The 25,680-nt window shown below is 71.8% G+C and carries 23 protein-coding genes; 6 read left to right on the forward strand and 17 right to left on the reverse strand.

The features are described 5' to 3' along the window. The first annotated feature begins 30 nt into the window (after window positions 1-30). On the forward strand, window positions 31-615 hold the full coding sequence (locus OG521_06845; GenBank protein ID WUW20527.1) for a TMEM165/GDT1 family protein: 585 nt from the start codon (window positions 31-33) through the stop codon (window positions 613-615). 77 nt (window positions 616-692) lie between these two features. Here the strand turns inward: OG521_06845 and OG521_06850 are convergent, their stop codons facing one another. Together OG521_06850 and OG521_06855 are read right to left on the reverse strand one after the other, a co-directional pair. Beyond that, window positions 693-1,217, reverse strand: coding sequence for a methylated-DNA--[protein]-cysteine S-methyltransferase (locus tag OG521_06850; protein WUW26592.1), 525 nt, complete (start codon window positions 1,215-1,217; stop codon window positions 693-695). A 5-nt stretch (window positions 1,218-1,222) separates the two neighbouring features. Beyond that, window positions 1,223-2,710 carry a helix-turn-helix domain-containing protein gene (locus tag OG521_06855; protein WUW20528.1) on the reverse strand — a complete coding sequence of 496 codons (1,488 nt, stop codon included), beginning with the start codon at window positions 2,708-2,710 and terminating at the stop codon, window positions 1,223-1,225. A gap of 180 nt (window positions 2,711-2,890) precedes the next feature. Here OG521_06855 and OG521_06860 point away from each other — a divergent pair, with 180 nt between their 5' ends. Next, the gene (locus OG521_06860; GenBank protein ID WUW20529.1) at window positions 2,891-3,199 is read left to right on the forward strand and encodes a UBP-type zinc finger domain-containing protein; all 309 of its coding nucleotides are present in this window, start codon (window positions 2,891-2,893) and stop codon (window positions 3,197-3,199) included. A 16-nt stretch (window positions 3,200-3,215) separates the two neighbouring features. Here OG521_06860 and OG521_06865 read toward each other — a convergent pair whose 3' ends face one another. Together OG521_06865 and OG521_06870 are read right to left on the reverse strand one after the other, a co-directional pair. After that, entirely contained in the window at window positions 3,216-3,752 is a 537-nt protein-coding gene (locus tag OG521_06865) for an O-acetyl-ADP-ribose deacetylase (protein WUW20530.1), read from the reverse strand. Between the two features lie 58 nt (window positions 3,753-3,810). Next, window positions 3,811-5,244 (reverse strand): NAD(P)/FAD-dependent oxidoreductase, encoded by a 1,434-nt coding sequence (locus tag OG521_06870; GenBank protein WUW20531.1) that lies wholly within the window; start codon window positions 5,242-5,244, stop codon window positions 3,811-3,813. Between the two features lie 185 nt (window positions 5,245-5,429). Between OG521_06870 and OG521_06875 the strand changes: the two genes are divergently transcribed. Both OG521_06875 and OG521_06880 read left to right on the forward strand, forming a co-directional pair. Continuing rightward, window positions 5,430-6,215 carry a nucleotidyltransferase domain-containing protein gene (locus OG521_06875; protein WUW26593.1) on the forward strand — a complete coding sequence of 262 codons (786 nt, stop codon included), beginning with the start codon at window positions 5,430-5,432 and terminating at the stop codon, window positions 6,213-6,215. A 97-nt stretch (window positions 6,216-6,312) separates the two neighbouring features. Then, complete coding sequence (locus OG521_06880; protein ID WUW20532.1) at window positions 6,313-6,708, forward strand: VOC family protein; 396 nt, start codon at window positions 6,313-6,315, stop codon at window positions 6,706-6,708. A 28-nt stretch (window positions 6,709-6,736) separates the two neighbouring features. Here the strand turns inward: OG521_06880 and OG521_06885 are convergent, their stop codons facing one another. Then, complete coding sequence (locus OG521_06885; protein WUW20533.1) at window positions 6,737-7,168, reverse strand: MarR family transcriptional regulator; 432 nt, start codon at window positions 7,166-7,168, stop codon at window positions 6,737-6,739. A gap of 108 nt (window positions 7,169-7,276) precedes the next feature. On the opposite strand from OG521_06885, the gene OG521_06890 reads away from it, so the two are divergent. After that, complete coding sequence (locus OG521_06890) at window positions 7,277-8,131, forward strand: SDR family NAD(P)-dependent oxidoreductase (protein WUW20534.1); 855 nt, start codon at window positions 7,277-7,279, stop codon at window positions 8,129-8,131. Between the two features lie 12 nt (window positions 8,132-8,143). Here the strand turns inward: OG521_06890 and OG521_06895 are convergent, their stop codons facing one another. The 11 genes from OG521_06895 to OG521_06945 all read right to left on the reverse strand — a co-directional run bounded on the left by OG521_06895 (window position 8,144) and on the right by OG521_06945 (window position 23,100). Next, complete coding sequence (locus tag OG521_06895) at window positions 8,144-8,971, reverse strand: fructose-bisphosphatase class II (GenBank protein ID WUW20535.1); 828 nt, start codon at window positions 8,969-8,971, stop codon at window positions 8,144-8,146. 74 nt (window positions 8,972-9,045) lie between these two features. Then, on the reverse strand, window positions 9,046-10,881 hold the full coding sequence (locus tag OG521_06900) for a gamma-glutamyltransferase (protein WUW20536.1): 1,836 nt from the start codon (window positions 10,879-10,881) through the stop codon (window positions 9,046-9,048). Between the two features lie 103 nt (window positions 10,882-10,984). Continuing rightward, window positions 10,985-11,941 carry an ATP-binding cassette domain-containing protein gene (locus OG521_06905; protein WUW26594.1) on the reverse strand — a complete coding sequence of 319 codons (957 nt, stop codon included), beginning with the start codon at window positions 11,939-11,941 and terminating at the stop codon, window positions 10,985-10,987. Window positions 11,942-12,024: 83 nt separating this feature from the next. Continuing rightward, the gene (locus OG521_06910; protein WUW20537.1) at window positions 12,025-13,110 is read right to left on the reverse strand and encodes an ABC transporter ATP-binding protein; all 1,086 of its coding nucleotides are present in this window, start codon (window positions 13,108-13,110) and stop codon (window positions 12,025-12,027) included. After that, window positions 13,107-13,919: an ABC transporter permease gene (locus OG521_06915; GenBank protein ID WUW26595.1), complete on the reverse strand. Its 813-nt coding sequence runs from the start codon at window positions 13,917-13,919 to the stop codon at window positions 13,107-13,109. Before OG521_06915 ends, OG521_06910 begins: the two co-directional genes overlap by 4 nt. Window positions 13,920-13,993: 74 nt before the next feature. Next, entirely contained in the window at window positions 13,994-14,947 is a 954-nt protein-coding gene (locus tag OG521_06920; GenBank protein WUW20538.1) for an ABC transporter permease, read from the reverse strand. Beyond that, window positions 14,944-16,527, reverse strand: coding sequence for an ABC transporter substrate-binding protein (locus tag OG521_06925; GenBank protein WUW20539.1), 1,584 nt, complete (start codon window positions 16,525-16,527; stop codon window positions 14,944-14,946). Before OG521_06925 ends, OG521_06920 begins: the two co-directional genes overlap by 4 nt. Window positions 16,528-16,713: 186 nt before the next feature. Further along, on the reverse strand, window positions 16,714-18,021 hold the full coding sequence (locus OG521_06930; GenBank protein ID WUW20540.1) for a ThuA domain-containing protein: 1,308 nt from the start codon (window positions 18,019-18,021) through the stop codon (window positions 16,714-16,716). Between the two features lie 91 nt (window positions 18,022-18,112). Continuing rightward, the gene (locus tag OG521_06935) at window positions 18,113-20,260 is read right to left on the reverse strand and encodes an RICIN domain-containing protein (protein ID WUW26596.1); all 2,148 of its coding nucleotides are present in this window, start codon (window positions 20,258-20,260) and stop codon (window positions 18,113-18,115) included. A gap of 159 nt (window positions 20,261-20,419) precedes the next feature. Beyond that, complete coding sequence (locus OG521_06940) at window positions 20,420-21,817, reverse strand: ricin-type beta-trefoil lectin domain protein (protein WUW20541.1); 1,398 nt, start codon at window positions 21,815-21,817, stop codon at window positions 20,420-20,422. Further along, window positions 21,817-23,100 (reverse strand): family 16 glycosylhydrolase, encoded by a 1,284-nt coding sequence (locus OG521_06945; protein WUW20542.1) that lies wholly within the window; start codon window positions 23,098-23,100, stop codon window positions 21,817-21,819. Before OG521_06945 ends, OG521_06940 begins: the two co-directional genes overlap by 1 nt. Window positions 23,101-23,608: 508 nt before the next feature. Between OG521_06945 and OG521_06950 the strand changes: the two genes are divergently transcribed. Next, window positions 23,609-24,673: a lipoate--protein ligase family protein gene (locus tag OG521_06950; GenBank protein WUW26597.1), complete on the forward strand. Its 1,065-nt coding sequence runs from the start codon at window positions 23,609-23,611 to the stop codon at window positions 24,671-24,673. Window positions 24,674-24,696: 23 nt separating this feature from the next. On the opposite strand, the gene OG521_06955 is transcribed toward OG521_06950, so the two are convergent. Next, window positions 24,697-25,656 carry a zinc-binding alcohol dehydrogenase family protein gene (locus OG521_06955; protein WUW20543.1) on the reverse strand — a complete coding sequence of 320 codons (960 nt, stop codon included), beginning with the start codon at window positions 25,654-25,656 and terminating at the stop codon, window positions 24,697-24,699. Window positions 25,657-25,680: the final 24 nt, after the last annotated feature.

A 25,680-nucleotide genomic window follows, 5' to 3' on the forward strand; every position in this document is an offset into this window, starting at 1 on the left:
GGGCCCGGCTCCAACAGAAAGCCACCCGGAATGCATCTCGACCCCCTGGCGATCATCACCGCTTTCGGGCTGATCTTCCTCGCGGAACTCCCCGACAAGACGATGTTCGCGTCGCTGGCCATGGGCACGCGCATGCGCCCGCTCTACGTCTGGTTCGGCACGTCGTCGGCGTTCATCGTCCATGTCGCCATCGCGGTCGGGGCGGGCGGCCTGCTCGGTCTGCTGCCCGGCTGGATCGTCAAGCTCGTCTCCGCCGCCCTGTTCGCCTTCGGCGCGTTCATGCTCCTGCGGGCCGACGCGGGCGACGACGAGGACGAGGACGGCCCCAAGACGGTGACCGGCTTCTGGCCGGTGTACTCGACCGCCTTCATGGCCGTCTTCATCAGCGAATGGGGCGACCTCACCCAGATCACGACGGCCAACCTGGCCGCGAGCAACGGCGCCTGGTCCACCGCGATCGGGTCCGCCGCCGCCCTGATGTCCGTATCGGCGCTGGCGCTGCTCGCGGGACGCTTCATCGCCAAGCGCGTGCCGCTCAAGACGGTGCAGCGCATCGGCGGGCTGTGCATGCTGGGGCTGGCGGTCTGGACGGTCGTGGAGATCTTCGTCGGCTGATCCGGCCGCGATCGGAACGCGTACGGGGAGGGGCTCCGCGCAGCTGCGCGGAGCCCCTCCCCGTACGCCGTACCCGCCTAGAAGAGTGCCGGAGCACTGTCCTGCGTACCGTTCTCGAAGGCCAGCAGGCGCTGCTTGCGGTCGAGGCCGCCGCCGTAGCCCGTGAGGCTCCCCGAGGCCCCGATCACCCGGTGGCAGGGCACGATGATGCCGACCGGGTTCTTGCCGTTGGCCAGGCCCACCGCGCGGGAGGCGCCGGGCTTGCCGAGGTTCTCGGCCAGCTCCCCGTACGAACGGGTCTCGCCGTACGGAATCCGCCGGAGCTCGGCCCAGACGCTGCGCTGGAACGGGGTGCCGTCCAGATGCAACGGGAGGTCGAACTCCCGTAGCTCACCGGCGAAGTAGGCGTCCAGCTGCTCGACGGTCTCGTCGAAGGGGCCCGGGTCGGCCTCGCCGAAGGTCTCCTCGGGCGGCCGGTGCCGCTGATCGGTCATGTACAGGCCGGCGAGAACCCGGTCGGTGGCGACGAGGGTCAACGGGCCGTAGGGGCTGTCGATCACGGTGTGCTGCCGGGACCGCTGGACCGCTGTGGTGGTGCGCATCGTGGTCACGAGGAACTTCCTTGTGCGGGAAGGTGGTTGATGGGGTGGTCGTCGACGGTCCACAGATACTGGACGGCGTACGCCCGCCAGGGCCGCCAGCTCGCGGCGCGTGCGGTGAGCGCGGCGGGGGTCGAGGGCAGGCCGAGCTGCTCGGCGGACCGCCGGATGCCCAGGTCGGTCGGCAGGAAGGCGTCCGGGTCGCCGAGCGCCCGCATGGCGATGACCTCGACGGTCCAGGGACCGAATCCCGGCAGCGCGTCCAGTTCGGCCCGCGCCGTCTCCCAGTCGGTGTCGGTGCCCAGCCGCAGCGAGCCGTCCGCCAGCGCCCCGACGAGCGTGGTCAGCGTCCGGCGGCGGCCGCGGGGCAGGGCCAGCTGTTCCGGGTCGAGTCCGGCCAGCGCCTCCGGGGCCGGGAAGAGATGGGTCAGCCCGCCCTCGGGGTCCTCGACGGGTGTGCCGTGGGCGGTGACCAGCCGGGCCGCGTGGGTCCGGGCCGCGGCCGTCGACACCTGCTGGCCGAGCACGGCCCGGACGGCGAACTCCGCACCGTCGACCGTCCTCGGCACCCGGCGCCCCGGCGCCTTGTCGACCAGCGGGGCGAGCAGCGGATCGGAGCGCAGCTGCTCGTCGACGGCGACCGGGTCGGCGTCCAGGTCCAGCAGCCAGCGGCAGCGGCTGATGGCGAGGGTCAGATCACGCGGGTCGGTGAGCGAGAGCCGGCAGGCGATGTGGTCGGGGCGCGGGGTGAGGGCGACGATGCCGTGCCCGTGCGGCAGGTCGAGCGTGCGCCGGTAGGCCCCGTCGCGCCACTCCTCGACGCCCGGGACGGCCGTCGCGGCGAGGTGCCCGAAGAGGTTGCTGGGGTTGAGCGGGGCGCGGTACGGCAGCCGCAGCGCTATCACGCCGGGGGTGGCGGGCGGCCGGGCCGACCGGGCGGCGCGGCTGCGCAGCTCCCCCGGCGCCAGGGCGAAGACCTCGCGCACGGTGTCGTTGAAGGTGCGGATCGAGGAGAACCCGGCGGCGAACGCCACTTCGGCCATGGGCAGCCCGGTCGTCTCGATGAGCACCCGCGCGGTCTGCGCCCGCTGCGCCCGGGCCAGCGCGAGGGGCCCGGCGCCCAGCTCGGCGAGCAGCTGCCGCTCGATCTGCCGGGCCGAGTACCCGAGCCGGGTGGCGAGGCCCGGGACGCCCTCCCGGTCGACGACGCCGTCCCGGATGAGGCGCATCGCGCGGGCCACGGAGTCGGCGCGCGCGTTCCACTCGGGCGATCCGGGGCTGGTGTCGGGCCGGCACCGCTTGCAGGCCCGGAAGCCGGCCTGCTGACAGGCCGCGGCGCTCGGGTAGAAGGTCATGTTCTCGACCTTGGGCGGCACGACGGGACAGCTCGGACGGCAGTAGATCCGGGTGGTCAGGACCGCCGTGAAGAACCAGCCGTCGAACCGGGAGTCCTTGGACTTGACGGCCCGCACGCAGCGCTCGGTGTCGGTGTGCATGGTTCAAGCATGGGGCACGGCAGGAGGGCCGGGCTGGCGGAAATCCGACATCAGCGTTCCGCTGCCTGGGCCCGGGCGGGCTCAGGGTCATGAGTTGACATGCGGAGCCGCGGTGAGAGGCTTGGATGGCCGGACAGCTCGCCACGCAGGGCAGGCAGGGAAGAGCAAGGGAGAGCCGCCATGACGGATGCGTCGTCCACGCCGATCTGTTCGCATCTGGACCAGGTCAGGCGTGTCACCCCGGCCAGCCCCGACTCCTGCCCGGAGTGTGTCGCACAGGGTGACAGCTGGGTTCATCTGCGCGAGTGCCCGAGCTGCGGCCACATCGGATGCTGCGACTCCTCCCGCAACCGGCACGCCACCGCGCACCGTGACGCCACGGGTCACCCCCTCATCCGCTCCTACGAGCCGGGCGAGACGTGGTGGTGGTGCTACGAGGACCAGGTGACGTTCGACGTCGACGGTGCCGGCCCCGCCCGGGAGGCCTGAGCGCGCCTCCGGAGCATCAGGCCTGCGCCGCCAGCGCCTCCTCGAACTCCACGTACGCGTGCGCGTCGAACAGCACGAACCGCACCTCCTCGACGGGCGCGGCGGCCTCGGCGAGGACCGTGCGGACGGCGATGCGGGCGCCGTCGTCCATCGGCCATCCGTAGATGCCGGTGGAGATCGCGGGGAACGCGATGGTGCGCGCCCCCAACTCCTTCGCCACCCGCAGGGCTTCGCGGTAACACGACTCCAGCAGGGCCGAGCGGTCCTCGGCGCTGCTCCACACCGGGCCGACCGTGTGCACGACCCAGCGGGCGTCGAGCTTCCCCGCGGTGGTGGCGACGGCCTGGCCCGTGCGCAGTCCCTTGCCGTACTTCGAGGCGCGCAACTCCCGGCACGCGGCGAGGATTTCGGGTCCGCCCCGGCGGTGGATCGCGCCGTCGACCCCGCCGCCGCCGAGCAGCGAGGAGTTCGCGGCGTTGACGACGGCGTCGACGGACTGCTGGGTGATGTCGCCCCGTACGAGGGTGACGGTGACGGCGGAAGATGTGCGCATGCGGACATCATGCCGTCACACGCGGCCCACGGGTGGCCCAACGCCCGCGCCGCGCGCGTCAACGGCGCCCGGACGGCCCCGATTCCCGCAGCCGCCGCCATACGGCCTTCGCCGCATGGTGACCGGACATGCCGTGCACACCGGGTCCCGGCGGGGTCGCCGACGAGCAGATGTAGACCGACGGATGAGCGGTGGCGTACGGCACCCGGGCCAGCTTGGGCCGGATCACGGTCTGCAGCCCGGAGAACGCGCCGCAGGCGATGTCGCCGTCGACGTAGTTCTCGTTGCGCACGGCGAGTTGGGGCGGGCCCGACACCGCACGGGCCAGCACCACGTCACGGAACCCGGGGGCGAAGCGCTCCAGTTGGCGTTCGATGACCTCGGTGGCGTCGCCCTCCCAGCCCGCCGGGACGTGTCCGTACACCCAGAAGACGTGCTTGCCCTCGGGGGCGCGGGAGGGGTCGGTGAGGCTGGGCTGGGCGGTGATCAGGAACGGCACGTCCGGGTCACGGCCCGTGACGGCGGCGCGCAGGGCGGAGTCGATCTCACCGGCCGTGGGGCCGATGTGGACCGTGCCGGCCCGGCGGGCCTCCTCCGCGGTCCAGGGGACGGGCTCCGACAGCGCGTAGTCGATCTTGAAGCAGGAGGCGCCGTACCGGTAGCCCCGGTAGGCGTGGCCCAGCCCGGCGATCCTGGCCAGGGCGGTGGGTGAGGTGTCGAAGACGTAGGCGCGGGCGGGCGGCAGCTCGTCCAGCCGCTTGACCTCCGTACCCGTCCGGATGACACCGCCCTGTTCCCGGAGGAACGAGGCGAGGGCGTCGGAGATGGCCTGGGAGCCGCCGCGCGGCACCGGCCAGCCCTTCTCATGGGCGGCGAGGGCGAAGAGCAGGGCGATTCCGCCCGTGGCGAGACCGCTGGTGGGGGCTATGGCGTGGGCGGCCAGTCCGGCGAAGAGGCCGCGCGCCTTCTCGCTCCGGAAGCGGCGGGACAGGAGCGTGGCGGGCTGGATCGCGTCGAGCCCGAAGCGCACCCAGCGGTACGCGTCGCGGGGCAGTCCGTCCCACGGGGTGCGCAGGAAGTCCTGGGCGAGGCTGTCCCAGTGGCCGACGAAGGGGGCGACGAGTCTGCGGTAGGCCCCCGCGTCCTGCGGTCCGAGCGCCATCGCCGTCTCCCCCACCGAGGTGGCCAGCACGGCGGCGGAGCCGTCCGGGAAGGGGTGGGCCAGGGCGAGCCGCGGCTGCAGCCACTCCAGGCCGTGCCGGGCGAGCGGCATCGCGTCGAAGGCGGGCGATCCGATGCCCAGCGGGTGGACCGCCGAGCAGGGGTCGTGCCGGAAGCCCGGCAGGGTCAGTTCCTCCGTACGGGCTCCGCCGCCGACGGCCGGTCCGGCTTCGAAGACCTCCACGGCGAAGCCACGGCGGGCCAGTTCGGCTGCGGCGGTCAGTCCGTTGGGGCCTGCCCCCACGACGACGGCATCGAGCATCGACGGCACCTTCGGACTCCTTTGTCAGCCGACGGTCTGAACACCAGGATATTCGCAGGCGCCGACAGTCCGGGCCCGGGTAGGGTCCCCGTCCGATGACTCCTCCCGACGGCACCCCGCAGCCGCACCCCGGCCCGCCGCCCGCCACTCCCGCGCTCCCGGACGATTCCGGGCCGGGTCGACGGATCGACGAGATGGCTCGGCGGTTGACCGCCGTGCCCGGCATCCGCGCCGTCGCCCTCGGCGGCAGCCGGGCCCGGGGCACCCACCGTCCGGACTCCGACTGGGATCTGGGCCTCTACTACCGCGGCACGCCCGACGTCGCCGCACTGTCCGCGCTGGCGTCCGCGTTCCAGGGCTCTCCGGTCGAGGTGACCGGTCCGGGCGGCTGGGGGCCATGGGTGAACGCCGGGGGCTGGCTGAAGGTGGACGGCGTCCCCGTCGACTGGATCCTGCGCGATCTGGACCGGGTCGAGGCGGTCTGGTCCGACTGCCGGCTGGGCCGCTACGAGGTGGGGACCCAGCCCGGGCATCCCCTCGGCTTCTGGTCCCCGGCCTATCCGGGCGAGGTCGCCCTCGCCCGTGTCATCGCCGATCCGCACGGTGAGTTGACGGACCTTCAGCAACAGGTCTCCGACTATCCGGAGCCGCTGCGCAAGGCGCTGGCCGACGCGGCCTGGGAGGCGGAGTTCTCGGTCGATTCGGCCCGCAAGTCGGCACCGTCCGGCGACCGGCTCCATGTCTCGCTCTGCCTGTCCCGGGCGTTCGGCATCCTCGCCCAGTCGCTGCACGCCCACCACCGCACCTGGTGCCTCAACGAGAAGGGCGCGCTGGCCGCGGCCGCCGCCCTGCCGGAGACTCCCGCGGACTTCGCCGAGCGGGCCGGTGAGGCGCTGGCGGGGCTGGACGCCGCGGCGGTGGAGACGGCCTCGGTCGTCGTACGGGACGTGCGGGAGGTCCTGCGGAAGGGCCCGGCCTGATCGCAGGTGCCACTGCTGGACATGCTCCGCTTCCGGGCGCGAAATCCTGGAGTCCGTCCTGGAATCCCGCTCCGGAGTCCCGCTCTAGAATCCCGCCATGATCGCCGAACTGCAGTGTGTGGTGCTGGACTGTCCCGACCCGTCGCGTCTCGCGGAGTTCTACCGCTCGCTCCTCGGCGGGGACGTGAACCGGGCGGACCGCCGGTGGGCCTTGGGGGACGACTGGGCGACGCTGCACACCGCGGCCGGGCCCGTGCTCGCGTTCCAGCGGGTGGCCGGCCACCGGCCGCCACGATGGCCCGATCCGGAGCACCCCCAGCAGTTCCATCTGGACTTCGGCGTGCCCGACCTGGCCGCGGCCGGGCGGGAGGTATTGGCGGCCGGCGCGACCGCACTGGACGACGGGGCCGGGACCGACCGCCCGTGGCGTATCTACGCGGATCCGGCCGGACATCCGTTCTGCCTGGTCAAGCACGGTGCCGGCCCTTCCTGAAGGGGCCCGGTCCGGCCGAAGGGGAAACTCAGTCCCGCTGAATGGCCGTGACGCAGCGGGCGAGCAGCTCGCGCAGGGCGTCGCGCTCCTGCGGGGTGAACTCGTCCGCGATGCGGCGTTCGATCCGCACCGCCTGCTCGTCGGCCTCACGCAGCACCTGGGTACCGGCCTCCGTCAGACGGGTCTCCAGCATCTTCTGGTGCCACGGATGCACGGACCTGGCGATCAGCCCGCGTTCCTCCAGGTGCTTGAGCACCGCCGCCATCGCCTGCGGTGTCACCAGACAGGCCCTCGCCAGAGCCGCCCCCGACATCCCGGGGTTGTCGGCGAGCGCGAACAGCGCCGCGTACTGCGCGACGCTCAGGCCGGCCCCCTTCAGGGCGGCGCTCTTGGCTGCCATGAGGGCTTGCTCTGCACGTTTGATGTCCGCGCCGAGGCGGTCGCCGGCGGTCATTCCCATGCTCGCGAGCGTACAGCCCCGGGCATACGGCAGGGATCGGACAGGTATCAGGAATCGGGCAGTCAACAAGCATGGAACTTGAATCAAGGTCTTGATATAACTCAATGAATGAACACTCAAGACGTGCACAGCACCGCGCCCGCCACCTTCGACAGGACCGTCCTCATCACGGGCGCCACTCAGGGCCTCGGCCTCCACCTCGCCCGCGATCTGGCCGGCCGCGGCGCGACCGTGCTTCTGCACGGCCGGAACCGGGAACGGCTCGACCGGGCCGCCGCCGAAGTCCGGGCGGTCTCGGCCTGCCGGGCGGAGGTTCGCACCTATCTCGCCGATCTCTCCGACCTGGACCAGGTCCGGTCCCTGGCCGCGGCCGTCCGGGCGGCCGAGCCCCGGCTCGACGTGCTGGTCAACAACGCGGTGGCCGGTGGGGGCGCCGAGCCCCTGCGCCGCGAGTTGAGCGCACAGGGTCATGAACTCCGTTTCGCCGTCAACCATCTGGCACCCTGCCTGCTGATCAGAGAGCTGCTTCCGCTGCTGACCGCGTCGGCTCCGGCGCGCGTCGTCCAGGTGGCCTCGGTGGGGCAGTCGCCCGTCGACTTCGACGACGTCATGATGGAGCGCGGGTACGAGGGGCTGGAGGCCTACTGCCGGAGCAAACTCGCGATGATCATGTCGACGTTCGACCTGGCCGCCGCGCAGACGCCCGGCAGCGGGGTCACCTTCAACGCCCTGCACCCGGCCCATCTGATGGACACCGAAGGAGTGCGGGCGTACGGACTGACTCCGGCGGTTCCGGTGGAGGAGGGAGTCCGTCCGACGGTACGGCTGATCACCGACCCCGCACTGGCGGACGTCAGCGGCCGCTACTTCGACCGCTTCACGGAGACGGCCGCCCATGAGCAGGCGTACGACCCCCGTGCCCGCGAGCGGCTCGCCGCGCTGACCCGCACCCTGCTTGCCTGAGGACCCGTCCCGTCAGACCGCGCCGCGCAGCGCGGCCAGGATGCGTTCGGCCGTCGCACGGTCTCTGGCCGCCGTGAAGGGCAGGTCGTTGCCGCCGGTGATGCGGAACCGCGCACCGGACAGCGTGGCCTGGGTGCCGCCGGCCTCGGTGACCAGGAGAAGCCCCGCCGCGTGGTCCCACGCGTACTCCCAGTTGAAGGCGAGGGCGTCCAGGTCGCCGCGGGCGACGGCGAGGTACTCCAGGCCGGCCGAACCGCAGGGGCGGGCGTCGATGCCTTCGGTGCGCAGCCCGACGAGGGCCTTCTTCTGCGCCTCGGTGGTGTAGTCGGGGTGCGACATCGCCACCCGCAGCACGGCGTCGGGCGCGGGCGAGCCCGCCCGTATCGGGGCGCCGTCGAGCGTGGCACCCCGGCCGCGGACGGCGACGGCCATCTCGTCCAGGGCGGCGGCGTACGTCCAGGAGGCCAGCAGTTCGCCGCGGTGCGCCAGCGCGACCAGGGTGCAGAAACCCGCCTCGCCGCGCACGAACTGGCGGGTGCCGTCGACCGGGTCGACGATCCACACCGGCGCCTCGCCGCCCAGCGCGTCGTACACCTTCGGATCGGCGTGGACCGCCTCCTCGCCGACGACCACGGAACCGGGCAGCAGCCGGCTCAGGGAGGCGGTGAGGTGTTCCTCGGCGAGCCGGTCCGCGGTGGTGACGAGGTCGTGCGGGCCGTTCTTCTCGACGATCTCGTGAGCGGCGAGCTGCCGGTAGCGCGGCATGATCTCGGCGGCGGCCGCTGCGCGGACCGCCGCCTCGACCTCGGTCAGGTCCCCGGCAAGGAAGTCATCGATCATGTCCCCCAGCTAAGCACGGGCGGCCGGGACGCCGACGACCCGGTCATGACGGGGAGGTGGCGGCCCGGTGGCCCTCAGCGCCCGACCGCGTACCCCTGCATGCCACGCGGGTTCGCCGCCGCGGACAGCACTCCGGTCTGCGGGTCGCGGGCGACCGCGCACATCCGGCCCTCGGACCAGGCGTCGCCGACCGTGACGTCGTGACCGCGCCGGCGCAGTTCCCCGACGACCTCCGGGTCCATCCGCCCTTCGACGGTGACGCTGCCCGGGCGCATCCCGCGCGGGAAGAACGAGCCGGGGAAGCTGTCGTTGTGCCAGTTCGGTGCGTCGATGGCGCCCTGGAGGTCGAGGCCGCCGCGGACCTCGGCGCGCAGGGCGACGGCGAGGAAGAAGTGCAGCTGCCACTGGTCCTGCTGGTCGCCGCCGGGGGTGCCGAACGCCATCACCGGGACGCCGTCGCGCAGGGCGAGGGACGGGGTGAGGGTGGTGCGGGGCCGCCGGCCGGGGGTGAGGGAGTTCGGCAGGCCCTCGTCGAGCCAGGCCATCTGGAGGCGGGTGCCGAGCGGGAAGCCGAGCTCGGGCACGACCGGGTTGGACTGGAGCCAGCCGCCGCTGGGGGTCGCGGAGACCATGTTGCCCCAGCGGTCCACGACGTCGACGTGGCAGGTGTCACCGCGGGTGGCACCGTCCTTCGCCACGGTCGGCTCGCCCGCACCGTCCTTCGCCACCGTCGGCTCGCCGACACCGGCGGCGGGTATGCCCATGGCGTCGAAGCCGGACTCACCGACGGAGACGGCGTGGGCGTGCTCGCTGAGGACAGGGGTGCGGCCGTCGGGGCTGCCGGGGCGGAGCTCGTGCGAGGCCTCGCCGGTGATCAGGGCGCGCCGGGCGGCGTTGTACGGCTCGGAGAGCAGCGTGCCGAGCGGCACGTCGGCGGCGTCGCCGTACCAGGCCTCGCGGTCGGCCATGGCGAGCTTGCAGCCCTCGATGAGCAGGTGGACGTATTCGGCGGAGCCGTACCGCGGCAGTTCGGCGGGGAGCAGGGCGAGCTGCTGGAGGAAGGCGGGGCCCTGGCTCCAGCCGCCGGCCTTGGCGAGCGTCCAGCCGTTCCAGTCGTACGTCGCGGGCGCCTCGTACCCCGCGGACCAGCCGGCCAGGTCGGCGGCGGTGAGGGTGCCGGTGTGCCGGGTGCCGCTGGTGTCCATGGTGGGGACGGCGGACTGGCGGACGATCGCCTCGGCGATGAAGCCCTCGCGCCAGATCGCGCGGGCGGCCTCGATCTGCGCGGTGCGGTCGTCGCCGCCGGTCTCCTCGGCCTCGGCGATCAGCCGCCGCCAGGTCGCGGCCAGTGCCGGGTTGCGGAAGAGCTCGCCGGGCCTGGGGGACTTTCCGCCGGGGAGGTACACCTCGGCGGAGGACTGCCACTCGGTCTCGAAGAGCTCGCGGACGGTCTCGACAGTCTGGCCGACGCGCTCGACGGGTGCGTGCCCGTCCTCGGCGTAGCCGATGGCGTACCGCAGCACCTGGGCGACGGTCCTGGTGCCGTGGTCGCGCAGGAGCAGCATCCAGGCGTCGAAGGCGCCCGGCACGGCGGCGGCGAGCGGTCCGGTGCCGGGGACCAGGTCGAGGCCGAGTCCGCGGTAGTGGGCGACCGTGGCTCCGGCGGGGGCGGGGCCCTGGCCGCAGAGGACCTGCACCTCGCCGTCGCGGGGCGCCAGGATCATCGGCACCTCGCCGGCCGGACCGTTGAGGTGCGGTTCGACGACGTGCAGGACAAATCCGGCGGCGACGGCAGCGTCATAGGCGTTGCCGCCGTCCTCCAGGACCGCCATCGCGGACTGCGAGGCGAGCCAGTGGGTGGACGACACCATGCCGAAGGTGCCCTGGAGGGTGGGCCGGGTGGTGAACACGGGTGCGGCTCCTTGCTGCGGCGTTCTGTTGTTCGTCGTCGGTGGATCGTACGTACGGGAGCCGGGCGCCCGGGGCGGGGTCCGGACTCCGGGACGGGAGGGGTCAGGCGGCCGCGTCCGGGGCCGTTCCGTCGTCGCCGACGAGGTGGCAGGAGACCTGCCGGCCGCCGGGCAGTTCGCGCAGGACGGGGACCTCGGTGCGGCACCGCTCGGTGGCGAGCGGGCAGCGGGTGTGGAAGCGGCAGCCGGGCGGCGGGTCCAGTGGGCTGGGCAGTTCGCCGTGGAGCACGATGCGTTCGCGGGAGCGCTGCTGCTCCGGGTCGGGGACGGGCGCGGCGGAGAGCAGCGCCTGGGTGTAGGGGTGCTTGGGGGCGGCGAACAGTTCGGCGGTGGGGGCCTGTTCGACGATCTGGCCGAGGTACATCACGGCGATCCGGTCGGCGAGGAACTCGACGGCGGCCAGGTCGTGGGTGATGAACAGGCAGCCGAAGCCGCGGTCGCGCTGGAGGTCGGCGAGCAGGTTGAGGACGGAGGCCTGCACGGAGACGTCGAGTGCCGAGGTCGGCTCGTCCGCGACGACGAGATCGGGGTCGCAGGAGAGTGCGCGGGCGATGGAGATGCGCTGGCGCTGGCCTCCGGAGAGCTCGTGCGGGTGCCGCTCGGCGTGCTCGGGGCGCAGTCCGACCTGGGCGAGCAGTTCCTCGACGCGTTCGCGGACGGCTGCGCCGCGGGCCCGGCCGTGCAGTTTGAGGGGCTCGCCGATGATCTGGCCGATCGTCATGCGCGGGTCGAGCGAGGACGAGGGGTCCTGGAAGACCAGGTGGAAGTCCTTGCGCAGCGGGCGCAGGGCGCGGCGGGACAGGTGGGTGATGTCGGTGCCGTTGATGTGGACGGCACCGCCGGTGGGCTCGTCGAGGCGGACGGCGCAGCGTCCGACGGTCGACTTGCCGCTGCCGGACTCGCCGACGAGGCCGACGACCTCGCCGCGTCCGATGGTGATCGACACCCCGTCGACCGCGCGGACGGTGCCGCCGCCGGAGGCGGCGAAGTGCCGTTCCATGGAGTCGATCCGCAGCACGGGCGGCTGCGGGTCCCCGGCGCCCCGGGCGCTGTCGCGCGGGGCGGGGACGGTCTGTGCTGCGGTCACTTTCCGGCCTCCTGGTCGGCTCGCGCGGGCTGGGCCGCGGGGGTGTCGGACGCCTCGTCGGCGGCGTACGGGTGCCAGCACGCCGCCCGGTGGGCCGCGTCCGTTCCCGTCCCGGGGTCGACGGAGACGAATCCGGGACGGCCACCGGTGCAGGTGTCGTCGGCGCGCCCGCACCGGGGGGCGAAGGTGCAGGCGTCGGGCTGGCTGTCGAGGCTCGGCACCAGGCCGGGGATCTCGGGGAGCCGCCGCTTGCCCTCGCCGCCGGGGCGCAGGACGGCGCCGAGCAGGCCGCGGGTGTAGGGGTGCCGGGCGGTGGCGAACAGGTCGTGGACGGGGGCCTGTTCGACGGAGCGTCCGGCGTACATCACCAGCACCCGGTCGGCCGCGTCGGCGACGACGCCGAGGTCGTGGGTGACCAGGACGATCGCGGTGCCGAGCCGTTCGCGCAGGGACTGGAGGACCTCCAGGATGCCGGCCTGCACGGTCACGTCGAGCGCGGTGGTCGGTTCGTCGGCTATGAGGACGGAGGGGTCGCAGGCCACGGCGATCGCGATCATCACGCGCTGGCGCATGCCGCCGGAGAGCTGGTGCGGGTACTCGTCGATGCGGCTGCGCGGGGCGGGGATTCCGACGAGGTCGAGGAGGTCGACGGACCGCTCCCTGGCCTCCTTCCGGCTCAGCCCCTGGTGCCTGCGCAGCACCTCACCGATCTGCCGGCCGATGGTCAGGACCGGGTTCAGCGAGGTCATCGGCTCCTGGAAGATCATCGCGATGTCCTTGCCGCGGATCTTCTGGAGCTCCTTCTCGGGTGCGCCGACCAGTTCGCGTCCGCCGAGGCCGATGGAGCCGCCGATGTGCGCCGTGGGCGGGAGCAGTCCCATGACGGCCATCGAGGTGACGGACTTGCCGCAGCCCGACTCGCCCACGACGGCGAGGACTTCACCCGGGTACAGGTCCCAGGAGACGCCGTCGACGGCGTGCACGGTGCGGGTGTCGGAGCGGAAGGACACCGACAGGTCGCGGACGCTGAGGACGGGTTCGCGCACCGGTCCCCGCACGGATTCGAGCACGGTCTCGGTCATCGGGTCCCTCCACGGGGGTCGAGGACGTCCCGCAGTCCGTCGCCGAGCAGGTTGAAGGCCAGGGTCGCCGCGACGATCGCCAGGCCGGGGAAGACGGCGAGCCAGGGCGCGGGGGCCAGGAAGGACTGGGCGCCGGAGAGCATCACGCCGAGCGACGGGTCCGGGGGCTGGACGCCGAGGCCGAGGAAGCTGAGGAGCGCCTCGCCGATGATGGCGGCGGGGATGCCGACGGTCGCCTGGACGATCAGCGCGGAGGTGGCGTTGGGCAGGATGTGCCGGAAGAGCACGGTGCCGTCGCCGCCGCCGTTGACGATCGCCGCGCCGACGTAGTCGACGTGCTTGAGCCGCAGCGTCTCGGCCCGGGTGATGCGGATGACGGCGGGGATCTGCGAGATCCCGATGGCGATGGTCGCGTTGGTCAGCGACGGGCCGAGGATCGCGGCCAGTCCGACGGCGAGCACCAGGAACGGGAAGGCGAGCATGGTGTCGGTGAGCCGGGAGATGGCGCCGTCGGCGAACTTCCCGTAGTAGCCGCCGACCAGTCCCAGCGGGACGCCGATCACGAACGCCAGCACGACGGCGACGAGGCCGACCTGCATGGAGGCGCGCGCCCCGAACACGATGCGGGAGAGCTGGTCGCGTCCCAGGTCGTCGGTGCCGAGCCAGTGGGCCGCGCCCGGTTCCGCCAGGACGTTCCCGAAGTCCGGCCGGGAGGGGTCGTACGGGGCGATCAGCGGGGCGAGGAGCGCGACCAGGATGAAGACGGCGGCGATGATGCCGCCGGTCATGGCCAGCCGGTTCCTGCGCAGGGCGCGGAGCCGTCCGTTGCCGGTCCGCCTCTTCGCGGTCTGCGGGACGGTGGGGATCGCTGGGGTCGCTGTGGTCACCGGGCACCTCCGAGCCGGATGCGCGGGTCGATGACCGAATAGACCACGTCGACCAGCAGGTTGATGAGGATGTACGCGGCGGAGGTGCAGAGCACCACGGCCTGGAGCGTCGCGTAGTCACGGGTGAAGACGGCGTCGATGGTGAGCTTGCCGAAGCCGGGCAGGACGAAGATCTGCTCGGTGACGACGGCGCCGGAGATCAGGTGGCCGAGCTGGAGCCCGAGTACGGTGACGACGGTGACCAGCGAGTTCCGCAGGGCGTGCCCGCCGACGACGGACCGCTTGGACAGCCCTTTGGCGCGGGCGGTGCGCACGTAGTCGGCGGAGAGCGAGTCGAGCATCGCGGCCCGGGTCTGGCGCATCACGACGGCGGCGAGACCGGAGCCGAGGACGATCGCGGGGAGCACCATGCGGCGCAGGTTGTCGACCGGGTCGGTGCCGAAGGGTACGTAGCCGGAGGCGGCGAACACCGGGACGGCGATGGCGAATCCGAGGACCAGCACGATGCCGAGCCAGAAGGTGGGGATGGAGAGCCCGATCAGCGCGATGACGTTGGCGATCCACTCCTCGGGCTTCCCGCGCCGCACGGCGGCGACGACTCCGGCGCCGATGCCGAGGACCACGGCCAGCAGCAGGGAGAGCGCGGCCAGTTCCAGGGTGACGGGGAGGGCCTGCCCGATGGCGTCGGCGACCGGCAGTCCGGTCCGCGACGAGGTGCCGAGGTCCCCGGTGAGGGCGTGTCCGATGAAGCGGGCGTACTGCACGACGATGTTGTCGTCGAGGCCGTACGCCTCACGGATCGCGGCGAGCGCCTCGGGGCTGCGCTCCTCGCCGGCCAGGGCGAGCGCCGGGTCGCCGGGCAGTGCCCGGATGCCGGCGAACACCACGACGGAGACCAGGAGGAGCGTGATGAGGGACTGGCGCAGCCGCGTCAGGAGGTACTTCGTCATCGGGTGTACCCCGCAGTCGTGACCCGGACCAGTCCGTCGCCGTAGACGCGGATGCCCGCGACGTCCTTGGTGGCGACGACGTAGTTCTTCTGCCGGTAGAGGTAGATCATCGTGTGGGCGTCCTGCACGCGTTCGGTGAGTTCGTCGTAGATCTCGGTGCGCCGGGCCGGGTCGGCGACGGTGCGGCCCTCGGCGATGAGCCTGTCGATCCCGGGGTCGCCGAGGCCGTAGGCGTTCATGGCGCCGGCGGTCTTGAGGAAGTTGGAGACGTTGCCGTCCGGGTCGAGCCGGCCGGACCAGCCGCTGGTGAAGACGTCGTAGTTCCCGGCGTCGGTCTCGGAGAGCATGGTGGCGTACTCGGTGGGCCGCAGTGAGAGGTCGAAGCCGGCCTCCTTGACCATGGCCTGGAGGACCTGGCCGACCCGTCCCTGTTCGGGGGTGGTGGAGGTCTTCAGCTCGATCTTCAGCGGGGTCTTCACCCCGGCCTCCTTCAGCAGCTTCCTCGCCTTGGCGACGTCGCGCTTCGGACAGTCCTCGGGCTTGGTTCCGGGGGCGATGGCGGACTGCGGGGAGATGGGGCCGCAGGCCGGTTCGTACATGCCCTGGAAGACGACCTTGTTGAGGGTGTCGCGGTCGATGGCGAGCTCGAAGGCCTCGCGGACCCGGACGTCCCGGGCGATCGGGGTGTCGAGCTTGCCGGGCGGCTGACCGAGGCCCTTCACGTTGCCGACGTTGAGGCCGATGCCCTGGTAGCCGAGCGACGGCGAGTTGAAGAGCTGGAGTTTCGGCTCGGTGAGGGCGCTCTGTACGTCGACGGGGCCCATCTGGTCACCGACCTGGAGGTCGCCGGAGCGCAGGTTGGCGAGCCGGACGTTGCCGTCGGGGATGGGCTTGTAGACGACCCCGTCGAGGTGGACCTTGTCCGCGTCGTAGTAGTTCGGGTCCTTCTTCAGCACGATCCGGTCGCCGCCGACCCGCTCGACGAAGCGGAAGGGTCCGACACAGGAGGGGTGGTTGGTGAAGTTCTTCCCGTACTTCTTGAGCGCGGCCGGTGACATCACCATCCCGGCCCGGTCGGCGAGGACACCGGTCAGCGGTACGTAGGGCTGCTTCAGCCGCATCCGTACCGTGTCGGGGCCGGTGGCCTCGATGGAGGTGACCGGGGCGAGCTCGGTGCCGCGGGCGGATCCGGGCAGGTCGCGGTGGCGCAGCAGTGAGGTGACGACGGCCGCGGCGCCGAGCCGGGTGCCGTCGCTGAACTTCAGGCCGTGGCGCACCTTCAGCGTGACCGTGCGGCCGTCGGCCGAGGTGACGGGCAGTGCGGCAGCGAGCTGCGGCACGACGACGCCGTCCTCGTCGATGTCGTAGAGCTTCTCGCACATGCCCGCGAAGACCGTGCGGCCGACGAGGGTCTGGGCGAGCGTCGGGTCCAGTTTGTCCGGGTCCGAGTTGAGGGCGACGGTGAGTGTCCCGCCGTCACGGACGGACCGGTCGTCGGTTTTGCGTACACCGCCGACTTCGGTCGCCGAGGACTGCAGCGACGCGCAGCCCGAGGTGAGGGACACCAATGCAACCGCCACCAGGGCAACCGCTTTTCGGCGCACGAGGGCCTACCTCCCGCCAGGGGGTGATCAAGGGATATCGCAGACCGTATTTCGCATACAGTCCGCAGGCAAGAGGGGTGCCCACATAGCGGACGGTTTTTACTGACGATCGGATAACGGGGGTGCAGAAGGCGTGAAGACGCCTGTCCGCACCCCCGGTGGTCAGCTCTGCGCGACGAGTCCGAAACTCTGCGCCGCCGAGCCGTCGCAGGACCGCTGCACCAGCTGGACGCCCGGGGCGGCGGACGCGGGCGTGCTCAGGCACTTGCCGCTGTGCCGGGCGACGAGGTGGTACCGGCCGGAGGCCTCCCGTACCGGCTTCCACTGCTGGTTCGCGCCGCCCCCGTAGGCCCACAGCTGCACCGGGGCCCCGTCGGCGGTGGACACGTCCACCACGTCGAGCGCCTGGCGGGTGTCGGCCGCCGGGGAGATCCGGGCGTAGCCGCCGTCCGCGGCCGTGAACCGGTAGCGCTGGGCGGCGGTGCCGTTACAGGTGTACTGCTGGATCGCCGTGCCGTTGGCGGTGGCGGCGGCGCGCGCGTCGGCGCAGTTCCCGTTCGCCCCGGAGACGAGCGTGTACGCGGAGGTGCCGGAGACCGGGTCCTCGGGGTCGGGCGCTCCCCCGCCGCCGCCCAGCCACTTCAGCCCGTCCACCACGAACCGGTTCTGCGTCTCACTGGCGAAGGTCGAGGACAGGGTCGTGCCCGAGCCGTAGTCCATGGCGTTGTGGCCGAAGTTGGCGTAGAGCATCCGGTAGTGGGTGTTGGTCCACAGGATCGGATAGTCGCCGCTGTACCAGGACTGGTTCGGATCCGTCCCCAGCGGGAAGCTCACCGGGTCCACGGAGGCCAGGACCTTGATGTCCGGGTCGGCGCGGAGGTTGTTCTGCCAGGCGTACCACTCGCTGACCGACGAGGTGAAGGTGGCGGGCAGTGAGGTGGTCGAGGGGTGCGTGCGGTCCTCGGTCCGCAGGGTCGCGGTGGTGGGCCCCCAGGTGTTGGACCTGAAGTTGCCGCTGCCGAGGAACTCGTCGTAGTACCAGGGCCATTGCTGGGCCTCGGTGGTGAACGCCGAGACGTGGAAGCCCATCCAGGCACCGCCCGCGCGCATGTAGCGCTCGAATCCGGTGCGCTGGGAGGCGGTCTGCGGGGCGTCGTCGAGGAACAGCACCACCTGGTACTGGTCCGGCGTGATGCTGCTGAGCCGTCCCCAGTCGTTGGTGGAGGTGTAGGAGAAGTTGTTGGCCGCCGCCGTGGCGGGGAACCAGCGGTTGGCCTCCTGGACGAAGCTGATGTGGGCCGCGTCCCAGGTGCCGTTGTAGAAGGCGATGACGTGGAAGGCGGGGGCCTGCGGGGCGGCGTGCGCGGGGGCCGGGGTGAGCCCCAGCAGTAAGGCGGGCAGCAGGAGCAGCCACCGGCAGAGCCGGCCGATGCCTCCCGCGACGGGGGCTCCCGTCCTGGTCGTGGTCATGCGGGACCGTCCTTTCCGGACCGGGTGGGGGCCGGGCCGGATCCGGCGGAAGCCTGATCCGGCCCGGTGTGTTCCGGTGAGGTCGCGCCGGTCAGGGGTGGCTGACGAGGTTGGCGACGTTCGACGAGGAGTTGGAGGGGCCGCCGCGTCCGTTGATGACGTGGCGGATGGTTCCGGTGCCGCCGAGCGAGACGGTCACCATGCTCTGGAACCGCACGTTCGGGTTGTCCGGGACCTCGAAGGCGTGCTCGGCGGTCACGCCCGGGTTGGAGCTGAAGAAGCAGTAGCTGCCGAGTCCGTACGCCTGGTGGCTGGTGACCGAGTCGGCGACCTTGTAGGCGGCGTAGCCCTGGGTGGAGCCGTTCATCCAGGACGCCTGGTCGGGTACGTCGTACGGCATCTCGTTCTGGTAGAAGTACGTGCGCCCGCCGTTGCCGTTCCAGATCGTCTGGTGCTTCTGGTAGTGCTCGACGAACAGTCCGTACATCGTCACGTCGTCGCCGTTGACCACGAGTCCGGTGTCGGCCCGGTTGCTGTTCCAGCCGATGCCGCTGCCGTGGTCGCCGCGCCAGATCCACATGTGGTCGCCGATGACGTGGTCGCTGTTGACCACCAGGCTCGTGGTGGCCCGTCCCACGGCGGCGCCGCCGACCCGGAAGAAGACGTCGTGCAGCGAGGTCGGGTTCGCCGCGTGCGAGGCGGCGGAGCCGGCCGGGCCGACCTCCATCAGGGTCGACGAGTTCGTCGTGCCGGCGTCGAAGAGGATGCCCGCGACCTTGACCCCGTCGACGTCGGCGACCGTCATGGCGGTGACGCCGTTGTCCGGGATGAACGTGGCGAGGCCGAGGCCCAGGACGACGGTGTCGGGCCTGGTCACCTTCAGGGTCTGGTCGAGGTGGTAGACCCCCGGGGTGACCAGGAGGTTCTTGCCCTCGGCGAGGGCGGCGTTGATCTGCGCGGCCGTGGCTCCCGCCTTCACGACGAAGAACTTGTCCATGCCGATCGAGGTGCCCGCCGCGTTGCCGCCGGCCCAGGTGGTGCCCGAGGCGTTGCTGCGGACGGACGGCACGAACACCTGGTAGGCGCCGGCGCCGTCCACGTACAGGAAGGGCTTCTCGCGGACCACGGGCGCCTGGTTCACCGTGGTGTAGGGAGGGTTGGGGAAGCTGGTGGCCGGGACGCCCTGGCTGCCGACGAAAACCATGTTCCAGTTGGAGCCGGTCCAGCTGCCGAGGGTGGAGTTACGGGTGATCCACTGCTGCTGCGTACCGGAGCGGACCTGGCCGTCGATCTTGGTGTCGGCCATGAATCCGCCGCTGGCCCAGCCGCCGTCGTCCAGGGCCAGATTGCCGCGCACGTGCATGCGCCGGTACGGGGCCGCCTGCGAGACGGCCCAGCGGTCGGTACCGCCCGTCGGGTTCACCGAGAGGTTCTCGGCGCCGCGCCAGAAGTTCTGGGTGGCGTTCTGCGGCGGGAACCAGTCCGCCTCGGCGTGCACGGCGCCGTTGATCGTCACCGAGTCGGGCGACTGGCCGAGCCCGAGGACCTGGGTGTAGAAGCCCACGTTGACGTCGTTGCTGTACGTGCCCGGCTTGAACATCACCGCGTACCGCTGGCTGCCGAACTGGTTGGTCTCCTGCTGCCGGAAGATCGAGTCCAGCCGGCCCTGGATGGTGGCCGACGGCATCGACGGGTCGAAGACCACCACGTTGGGACCGAGGTCGGCATCGCCCGGCGCGGTGCTCACCGGGGTCACCTGGAACCGCTGGGCCGCGGAGTTGTTGCACGTGTACTGGACCAGCTGGGTGCTGTCCGCCGTGGAGGCGGCGGGCACGTCCAGGCACTTGCCGCTGTTGCGGTTGACGAAGTGATAGGCGCCGCCTCCCTCGTCGACGGGCTGCCACTGCTGGTTGGTGCCGCCCCCGTACGCCCACAGGTGCACGGCGGCGCTGTCGGCGGTGGACACGTTGCTGACGTCCGCGACCTGGGCCGGATCGTTGCGGTTGTTGATGCGGACGTAGCCGCCGCTGGTGGCGGTCAGGCTCCACTGCTGTGCGGTGGAGCTGTTGCACGTGTACTGCTGGACGGCGGTGCCGTTGACGGTCGCGGCGGCCCGGGCGTCCAGGCATTTGCCGCTGCCGCTGTTGACGACGGTCGCCCAGCCGGACGGCAGGGCCGCGGCGGCGCGCGGAGCCGCCGCGGCCGCCGGGGTGGCGGCCGGGGCGGGCGTGGCGGCCAGGACCGACCCGGCGAGGGCGCCGGCCGCGAACACCGCGGTCAGCGCCCGCCGTCGGCGGCTCGGGGAGGAGCCGGACGGGCCCCCGCTGGGTCTTCTTCGGACAGTTCTGAGCACGGGTTCTCCTGTGCGGGTGAGACGGCTCGGTGGGTGGCGGGACGGTCAGCCGGCGTACTGGGCGAACACCTTCGTGAAGTCCCAGGGCTGCTGGGCGACGCCCGAGCAGGTGTCGGCGCCGCCGCCGGTGCACGGTCGGTCGCGGTTGACCGACCAGAAGGTCAGCCGGGCGAGGTGCCGCTGCTGCGCGTACCCGAGGATGGTGCGGAAGTCCGCGACCGTGATGGTCTCGTTGTTGTCCGTGATGCCGTTCATCGAGGAGATGCCGGTGTGCCGGTACGCCTGGTCGTCCGTGTAGCCGTAGGCGCTCTTGACCGTGTTCTTCAGCCCCTCGGCCGCGCTGACGGTGAGGTTGCCCATGTTCTGGCCCGCACCGCCGAAGTTGAACGGCATGATCGTCCAGCTGTCCACGGTCAGCCCGGACGCGGACGCCTTGCGGATCAGGCTGTCGTCGGGGCCGTTCTGCCCGGTGCCGAAGGTGACGTACACCTTGATCCCCGGGTTGTTGGCCTTGACCGTCTTCAGCGCGTCGACCGTGCGCTGCTGGACGGCCGGGCTGTCGTAGGCCGCGGCCTCGATGTCGATGTCGATCGCCTTGAGCCCGTAGGCGTTGATGACCTTCTGGTACGCGGCGGCCAGCTCACCCGCGCTGGAGCAGGAGCTCTCCAGCTTGTTGCCGCTCCAGCCGCCGAAGGACGGGATGACGTCGCCGCCCGCGCCCCGGACGGTGTTGATGGTCTGCTGGTCGACGCCGCCGGCCAGCGGCCTGCCGCCGTCCCACTGCGGGTTGCAGTACCCGTTGCTGAGGACGAAGGCGAGGGTGAACCACTTGACGCCGGTGGCGTTCATGACGGTGGTCGGACTGGGCGGGCTGCCCCAGCCGTTGTAGAGGTACGGGGCGACGGCCATCGCCCCGGCGGGCGGCGTCGTCGGGTCTCCCCCGCCGGTGGGCGCGGTCCACTTCTGGTTGGCGGTTCCCGTGCAGGTCCAGATCTGGAGCCGGGTGCCGTTGGCGGAGCTGTTGCCGGTGGCGTCCAGGCACTTGTCGGCCTGCGGATTGACGATGTCGCGCGCGGCGGTGACGGTCCAGCGCTGGGCCGCCGATCCGTTGCAGTCCCACAGCTGGACCGTGCTGCCGTTCGCCGTACCGGCCGAGGTCACGTCCAGGCACTTGCCGAGCGCCTTGATGCTCCCGTCCGAACCCACGTCCCACTTCTGGGCGTTGCTGCCGTTGCAGTCGTAGAGCTGCACCGGGGTGCCGTTGGCGCTGCTCGCGGCGGCGACGTCCATACACTTGCCGGCCAGACCGGTGATCTGTCCGGTCGCCGCGGCGGCGCCCAGGGCGGGTGATCCGGTCAGGCCCGCCAGCAGGGCGGCGGCCGCCCCGGCACCGAGCACGCCCCGGAGGGCGGGTGCGTGTCTGCGTACGAAGTGACTGCCCATCAGTTGCTCACCGTCCACTTCTGGTTGGCGGCGCCGGTGCAGGTCCAGATCTGCAGCCGCGCTCCGTTGGCCGAACTGTTCCCGACGACGTCCAGGCACTTGTCCGCCTGCGGATTGACGATGTCGCGCGCGCCGCTGACCGCCCAGCGCTGGGCCGCCGATCCGTTGCAGTCCCACAGCTGGACGGTGGTGCCGTTCGCCGTGCCGCCCGAGGCGACGTCGAGGCACTTGCCGAGCGCCCGGATGGTGCCGTCCGCGTTCACGCTCCACTTCTGGGCGTTGCTGCCGTTGCAGTCGTAGAGCTGGACCGGGGTGCCGTTGGCGCTGTTCGCCGCGGCGACGTCCACGCACTTGCCGGCCAGACCGGTGATCCGGCCACCCGTCTCGGGCTGCTGCGTGTCACTGGTGGTGACGCGCACGTGGTCGACGACGAGCTGCTGGGGGAAGGTGGTGTTGCCGTCGGGGTCGCCCGGCCAGTAGCCGCCGACCGCGAGGTTGAGGATGAGGAAGAAGGGCTTGTTGAAGGCCCAGGTGTTGCCGCCGGTGTCGGCGGGCGTGCGGTGCTGGTAGACGTTGCCGTCGACGGACCAGGTCACCGAGTTCGGGGCCCAGTCGATGGCGAAGGTGTGGAAGGCGTCGGCGAAGGCCTGGCCGCTGGGGAGGGTGTATCCGGCGCCGATGCCGGCCGATCCGGAGTAACCGGGACCGTGCAGGGTGCCGTGGACGGTGGAGGGCTCGAAGCCGACGTTCTCCATGATGTCGATCTCGCCGGAGTTGGGCCAGCCGACCTGCCCGATGTCGTCACCGAGCATCCAGAACGCCGGCCACATGCCCTGGCCACGCGGGATCTTCATCCGCGCCTCGACATGGCCGTAGGTCTGGGTGAACTTCCCCGAGGTGTTCAGGCGGGCCGAGGTGTACTGGCAACTTCCGTACCAGCACTGGTAGTTGTTCGGGTTCTCCTTGCGCGCGGTGATGACCAGGTGACCCTGGCCGTCCAGCGCGGCGTTGCTGTTGCCCGCCGTGTAGTACTGCCGCTCGTGGTTGTTGACGTTGTCGCCGGTCTCTGTCTGCCACTTGCTGCCGTTCACCGCCGAACCGGCGGCGCCGTCGAACTCGTCCGAGAACGTCGTGACCGCGGCCGCGGCCGCCGTCCCGGACATCGGGGCGGCGGAGGCGGGAGCCGGACCGCCGCCGCCCGTGAGAGCCGTCGTGACCAGGGCGAGGGTGAGAACCGAGAGTACGGAGTGCAGCAGGCGCCGCGTACGGCGTGGGGAGTCCATGACTCTCCCTTCCGGTGCGTGAGGGGGAGGAAGGGGAATCTGTCATGCATATGACATCCACATACATGACAGACACAGGGCGCGGGGGACGTGCGAGAGCTGCGCCGACCGAGGTGGGGGTGCCGTGTGAAGTAACGCGTGCGGGGTGGTGCGACGGCGAGGCCGCTTAGTTCACTACGTGATTTAAGAAGTGAACTATGCGGGTGTCAAGACCTTGGTACATACCACTGGCCGACCACCCGAGATGCGCCCCCGGAGTGCGAAAACGCCCGCACTCCTCCGGTTTCACCCGGCCGGAGGGCGGACCCACCGACCAAGAGTCGAAGTGACGGAACCGGCTGGAGCCGCCCCGGCCTGCAGACTTTCGCGGAATGTCCACGGGACGGCGCCACCGCCGGAACGCCCCGTTCCGCACGCCGCCGGCGGACTAAATGTCGCGGCGGTGACGTTATGACTGGCCGGAGCCGATTCGTAGGCATGGGCACCGGGCTGAACTGGAGGCATGGCTGTGCACGGTGAGTACAAGGTCCCCGGCGGCAAACTGGTCGTGGTGGACCTGGATGTCCGGGGCGGGGCACTGCGGGACGTACGGGTGGCGGGCGACTTCTTCCTGGAGCCGGACGAGGCGATCCTCGCGATCGACGCGGCGCTGGAGGGGGCTCCGGCCACCACGGACACGGTGGGGCTGGCGGCCCGGGTCGACGCGGCCCTCCCCGCCTCGACGGTGATGCTGGGTCTCACCTCGGAGGGCGTGGCCGTCGCCGTACGCCGGGCGCTGGCGCACGCCACGGGGTGGAGCGACTACGACTGGCAGCTCATCCATGACGCGCCGCAGTCCCCCGCCCTCCACATGGCTCTCGACGAGGTCATCACGGCCGAGGTCGCCGCGGGCCGTCGGCCGCCGACGCTGCGGGTGTGGGAGTGGGACTCCCCCGCGGTGATCATCGGCAGCTTCCAGTCGCTGCGCAACGAGGTCGACCCGGCCGGAGTCGAGCGGCACGGGGTCACGGTGGTGCGGCGCGTCTCCGGGGGCGGCGCGATGTTCGCGGAGCCGAGCAGCACCATCACGTACTCGCTGGCGGTGCCCCAGTCCCTCGTCTCCGGGCTGTCCTTCGCCGACAGTTACGCCTACCTCGACGACTGGGTGCTGGAAGCGCTGGGCGACATGGGCATCAAGGCCTGGTACCAGCCCCTGAACGACATCGCGACCGAGGTCGGGAAGATCGCCGGTGCGGCGCAGAAGCGTGTGGTGGGGCCGGACGGGGGGCCCGGGGCGGTGCTGCACCACGTGACGATGTCGTACGACATCGACGCCGACAAGATGCTCGACGTCCTGCGCATCGGCAAGGAGAAGATGTCCGACAAGGGCACGAAGAGCGCCAAGAAGCGCGTCGACCCCCTGCGCCGGCAGACGGGGCTTCCCCGGCGGACCGTCATCGAGCGGATGATCGAGTCGTTCCGCAACCGGCACGGTCTCAGCCGCGGCGCGGTGACCCCTGAGGAGCTGGCCCTGGCCGAGGAGCTCGTCCGCACCAAGTTCGGCACGGCCGAGTGGACCGCCCGGGTGCCGTAGGACCGGTGGTCCGCCCCGGGCCACTACGGCGTCAGGACCACCCGCCGGCCCGGGTCGACCGGGGTGTTCCAGGCCTGTTCGACCTGGTCCAGCGGCACCGGAAGGACGTCCACGGCCAGCGTTCCGGCGGCGATCTCCTGGGCCAGGGAGGGCAGTTCGGCGAGAATGCCGGCGGTGGTCAGCGAACCCTGGCCGCTGCCCATGATGTTCAGGTTCCCCGCGCGCAGCAGGAACGACGGCAGGGTGATCTCCTGGCCGGCCATGGAGCCGATCTGGATCCAGGCCAGGGCCTTGGCGCGGTCGCTCCGGGCGGTGAGCAGCGCGGTCATGGCCAGGACCGCGGGCGGACCCCACAGGTAGTCCAGCACCACATCGGCATCGGCGGCGGCGCGGCCGAGCCGGTCGGCCACGTCCCGGTCGTCGCCGTCGAGCGCGACCACCTCGTCCGCCCCGAGCCCCTTCAGCAGGGCGAGCCGCCCCGGGTCGCGGCCCGCACCGATGACGCGGGCGGCGCCGAGGTGCCGGGCGATCCGGACGGCGAGCTGTCCGGCGTTGCCGGTGGCGCCCATGACCAGGACGGTGCCGCCGGGGCGGAAGGAGACCCGGCGGCGCAGCGCGACCCAGGAGGACATGCCGGGGTTCATGGCCGCCGCGACGGCGGCCGGGTCGGTTCCGGCCGGCAGGGCGACGGCCCGGCGCCGGTCGACGACGGCCCGCTCGGCCATGGTGCCCGGCGCGGAGTCCGCGGCGACGAAGTAGAGCAGTTCACCGTCCGGCGTGCGGCCGACGGCGTCGATGCCGGGGACGAGCGGCAGGGTGCCGTCGGAGGTGTAGTGGCTGCCGTCGGCGGCCGAGCGCACCCGGGGGTGCAGTCCCGCCGCCAGCACGTCGACGAGGACCTGGTGCTCCCCGGAGGCGACGGGGTCGGGGACGGTGTCGTAGCGGGGCGGTGCGTCGAAGGAGTGGACGACTGCGGCATGCATGAGGGTTCTCCCGTCCGGCCCTCG

This window comes from Streptomyces sp. NBC_01463 (genome assembly GCA_036227345.1).
GTDB lineage: Bacteria > Actinomycetota > Actinomycetes > Streptomycetales > Streptomycetaceae > Streptomyces.

Excerpts from the sequence above, each read along its gene's own strand:
- OG521_06845 (WUW20527.1), top strand. The coding sequence starts at position 31 with ATGCATCTCGACCCCCTGGCGATCATCACCGCTTTCGGGCTGATCTTC.
- OG521_06850 (WUW26592.1), bottom strand. The coding sequence starts at position 1,217 with ATGCGCACCACCACAGCGGTCCAGCGGTCCCGGCAGCACACCGTGATC.
- OG521_06855 (WUW20528.1), bottom strand. The coding sequence starts at position 2,710 with ATGCACACCGACACCGAGCGCTGCGTGCGGGCCGTCAAGTCCAAGGAC.
- OG521_06860 (WUW20529.1), top strand. The coding sequence starts at position 2,891 with ATGACGGATGCGTCGTCCACGCCGATCTGTTCGCATCTGGACCAGGTC.
- OG521_06865 (WUW20530.1), bottom strand. The coding sequence starts at position 3,752 with ATGCGCACATCTTCCGCCGTCACCGTCACCCTCGTACGGGGCGACATC.
- OG521_06875 (WUW26593.1), top strand. The coding sequence starts at position 5,430 with ATGGCTCGGCGGTTGACCGCCGTGCCCGGCATCCGCGCCGTCGCCCTC.
- OG521_06880 (WUW20532.1), top strand. The coding sequence starts at position 6,313 with ATGATCGCCGAACTGCAGTGTGTGGTGCTGGACTGTCCCGACCCGTCG.
- OG521_06885 (WUW20533.1), bottom strand. The coding sequence starts at position 7,168 with ATGGGAATGACCGCCGGCGACCGCCTCGGCGCGGACATCAAACGTGCA.
- OG521_06890 (WUW20534.1), top strand. The coding sequence starts at position 7,277 with ATGAACACTCAAGACGTGCACAGCACCGCGCCCGCCACCTTCGACAGG.
- OG521_06895 (WUW20535.1), bottom strand. The coding sequence starts at position 8,971 with ATGATCGATGACTTCCTTGCCGGGGACCTGACCGAGGTCGAGGCGGCG.
- OG521_06905 (WUW26594.1), bottom strand. The coding sequence starts at position 11,941 with ATGGAACGGCACTTCGCCGCCTCCGGCGGCGGCACCGTCCGCGCGGTC.
- OG521_06910 (WUW20537.1), bottom strand. The coding sequence starts at position 13,110 with ATGACCGAGACCGTGCTCGAATCCGTGCGGGGACCGGTGCGCGAACCC.
- OG521_06920 (WUW20538.1), bottom strand. The coding sequence starts at position 14,947 with ATGACGAAGTACCTCCTGACGCGGCTGCGCCAGTCCCTCATCACGCTC.
- OG521_06930 (WUW20540.1), bottom strand. The coding sequence starts at position 18,021 with ATGACCACGACCAGGACGGGAGCCCCCGTCGCGGGAGGCATCGGCCGG.
- OG521_06940 (WUW20541.1), bottom strand. The coding sequence starts at position 21,817 with ATGGGCAGTCACTTCGTACGCAGACACGCACCCGCCCTCCGGGGCGTG.
- OG521_06945 (WUW20542.1), bottom strand. The coding sequence starts at position 23,100 with ATGGACTCCCCACGCCGTACGCGGCGCCTGCTGCACTCCGTACTCTCG.
- OG521_06955 (WUW20543.1), bottom strand. The coding sequence starts at position 25,656 with ATGCATGCCGCAGTCGTCCACTCCTTCGACGCACCGCCCCGCTACGAC.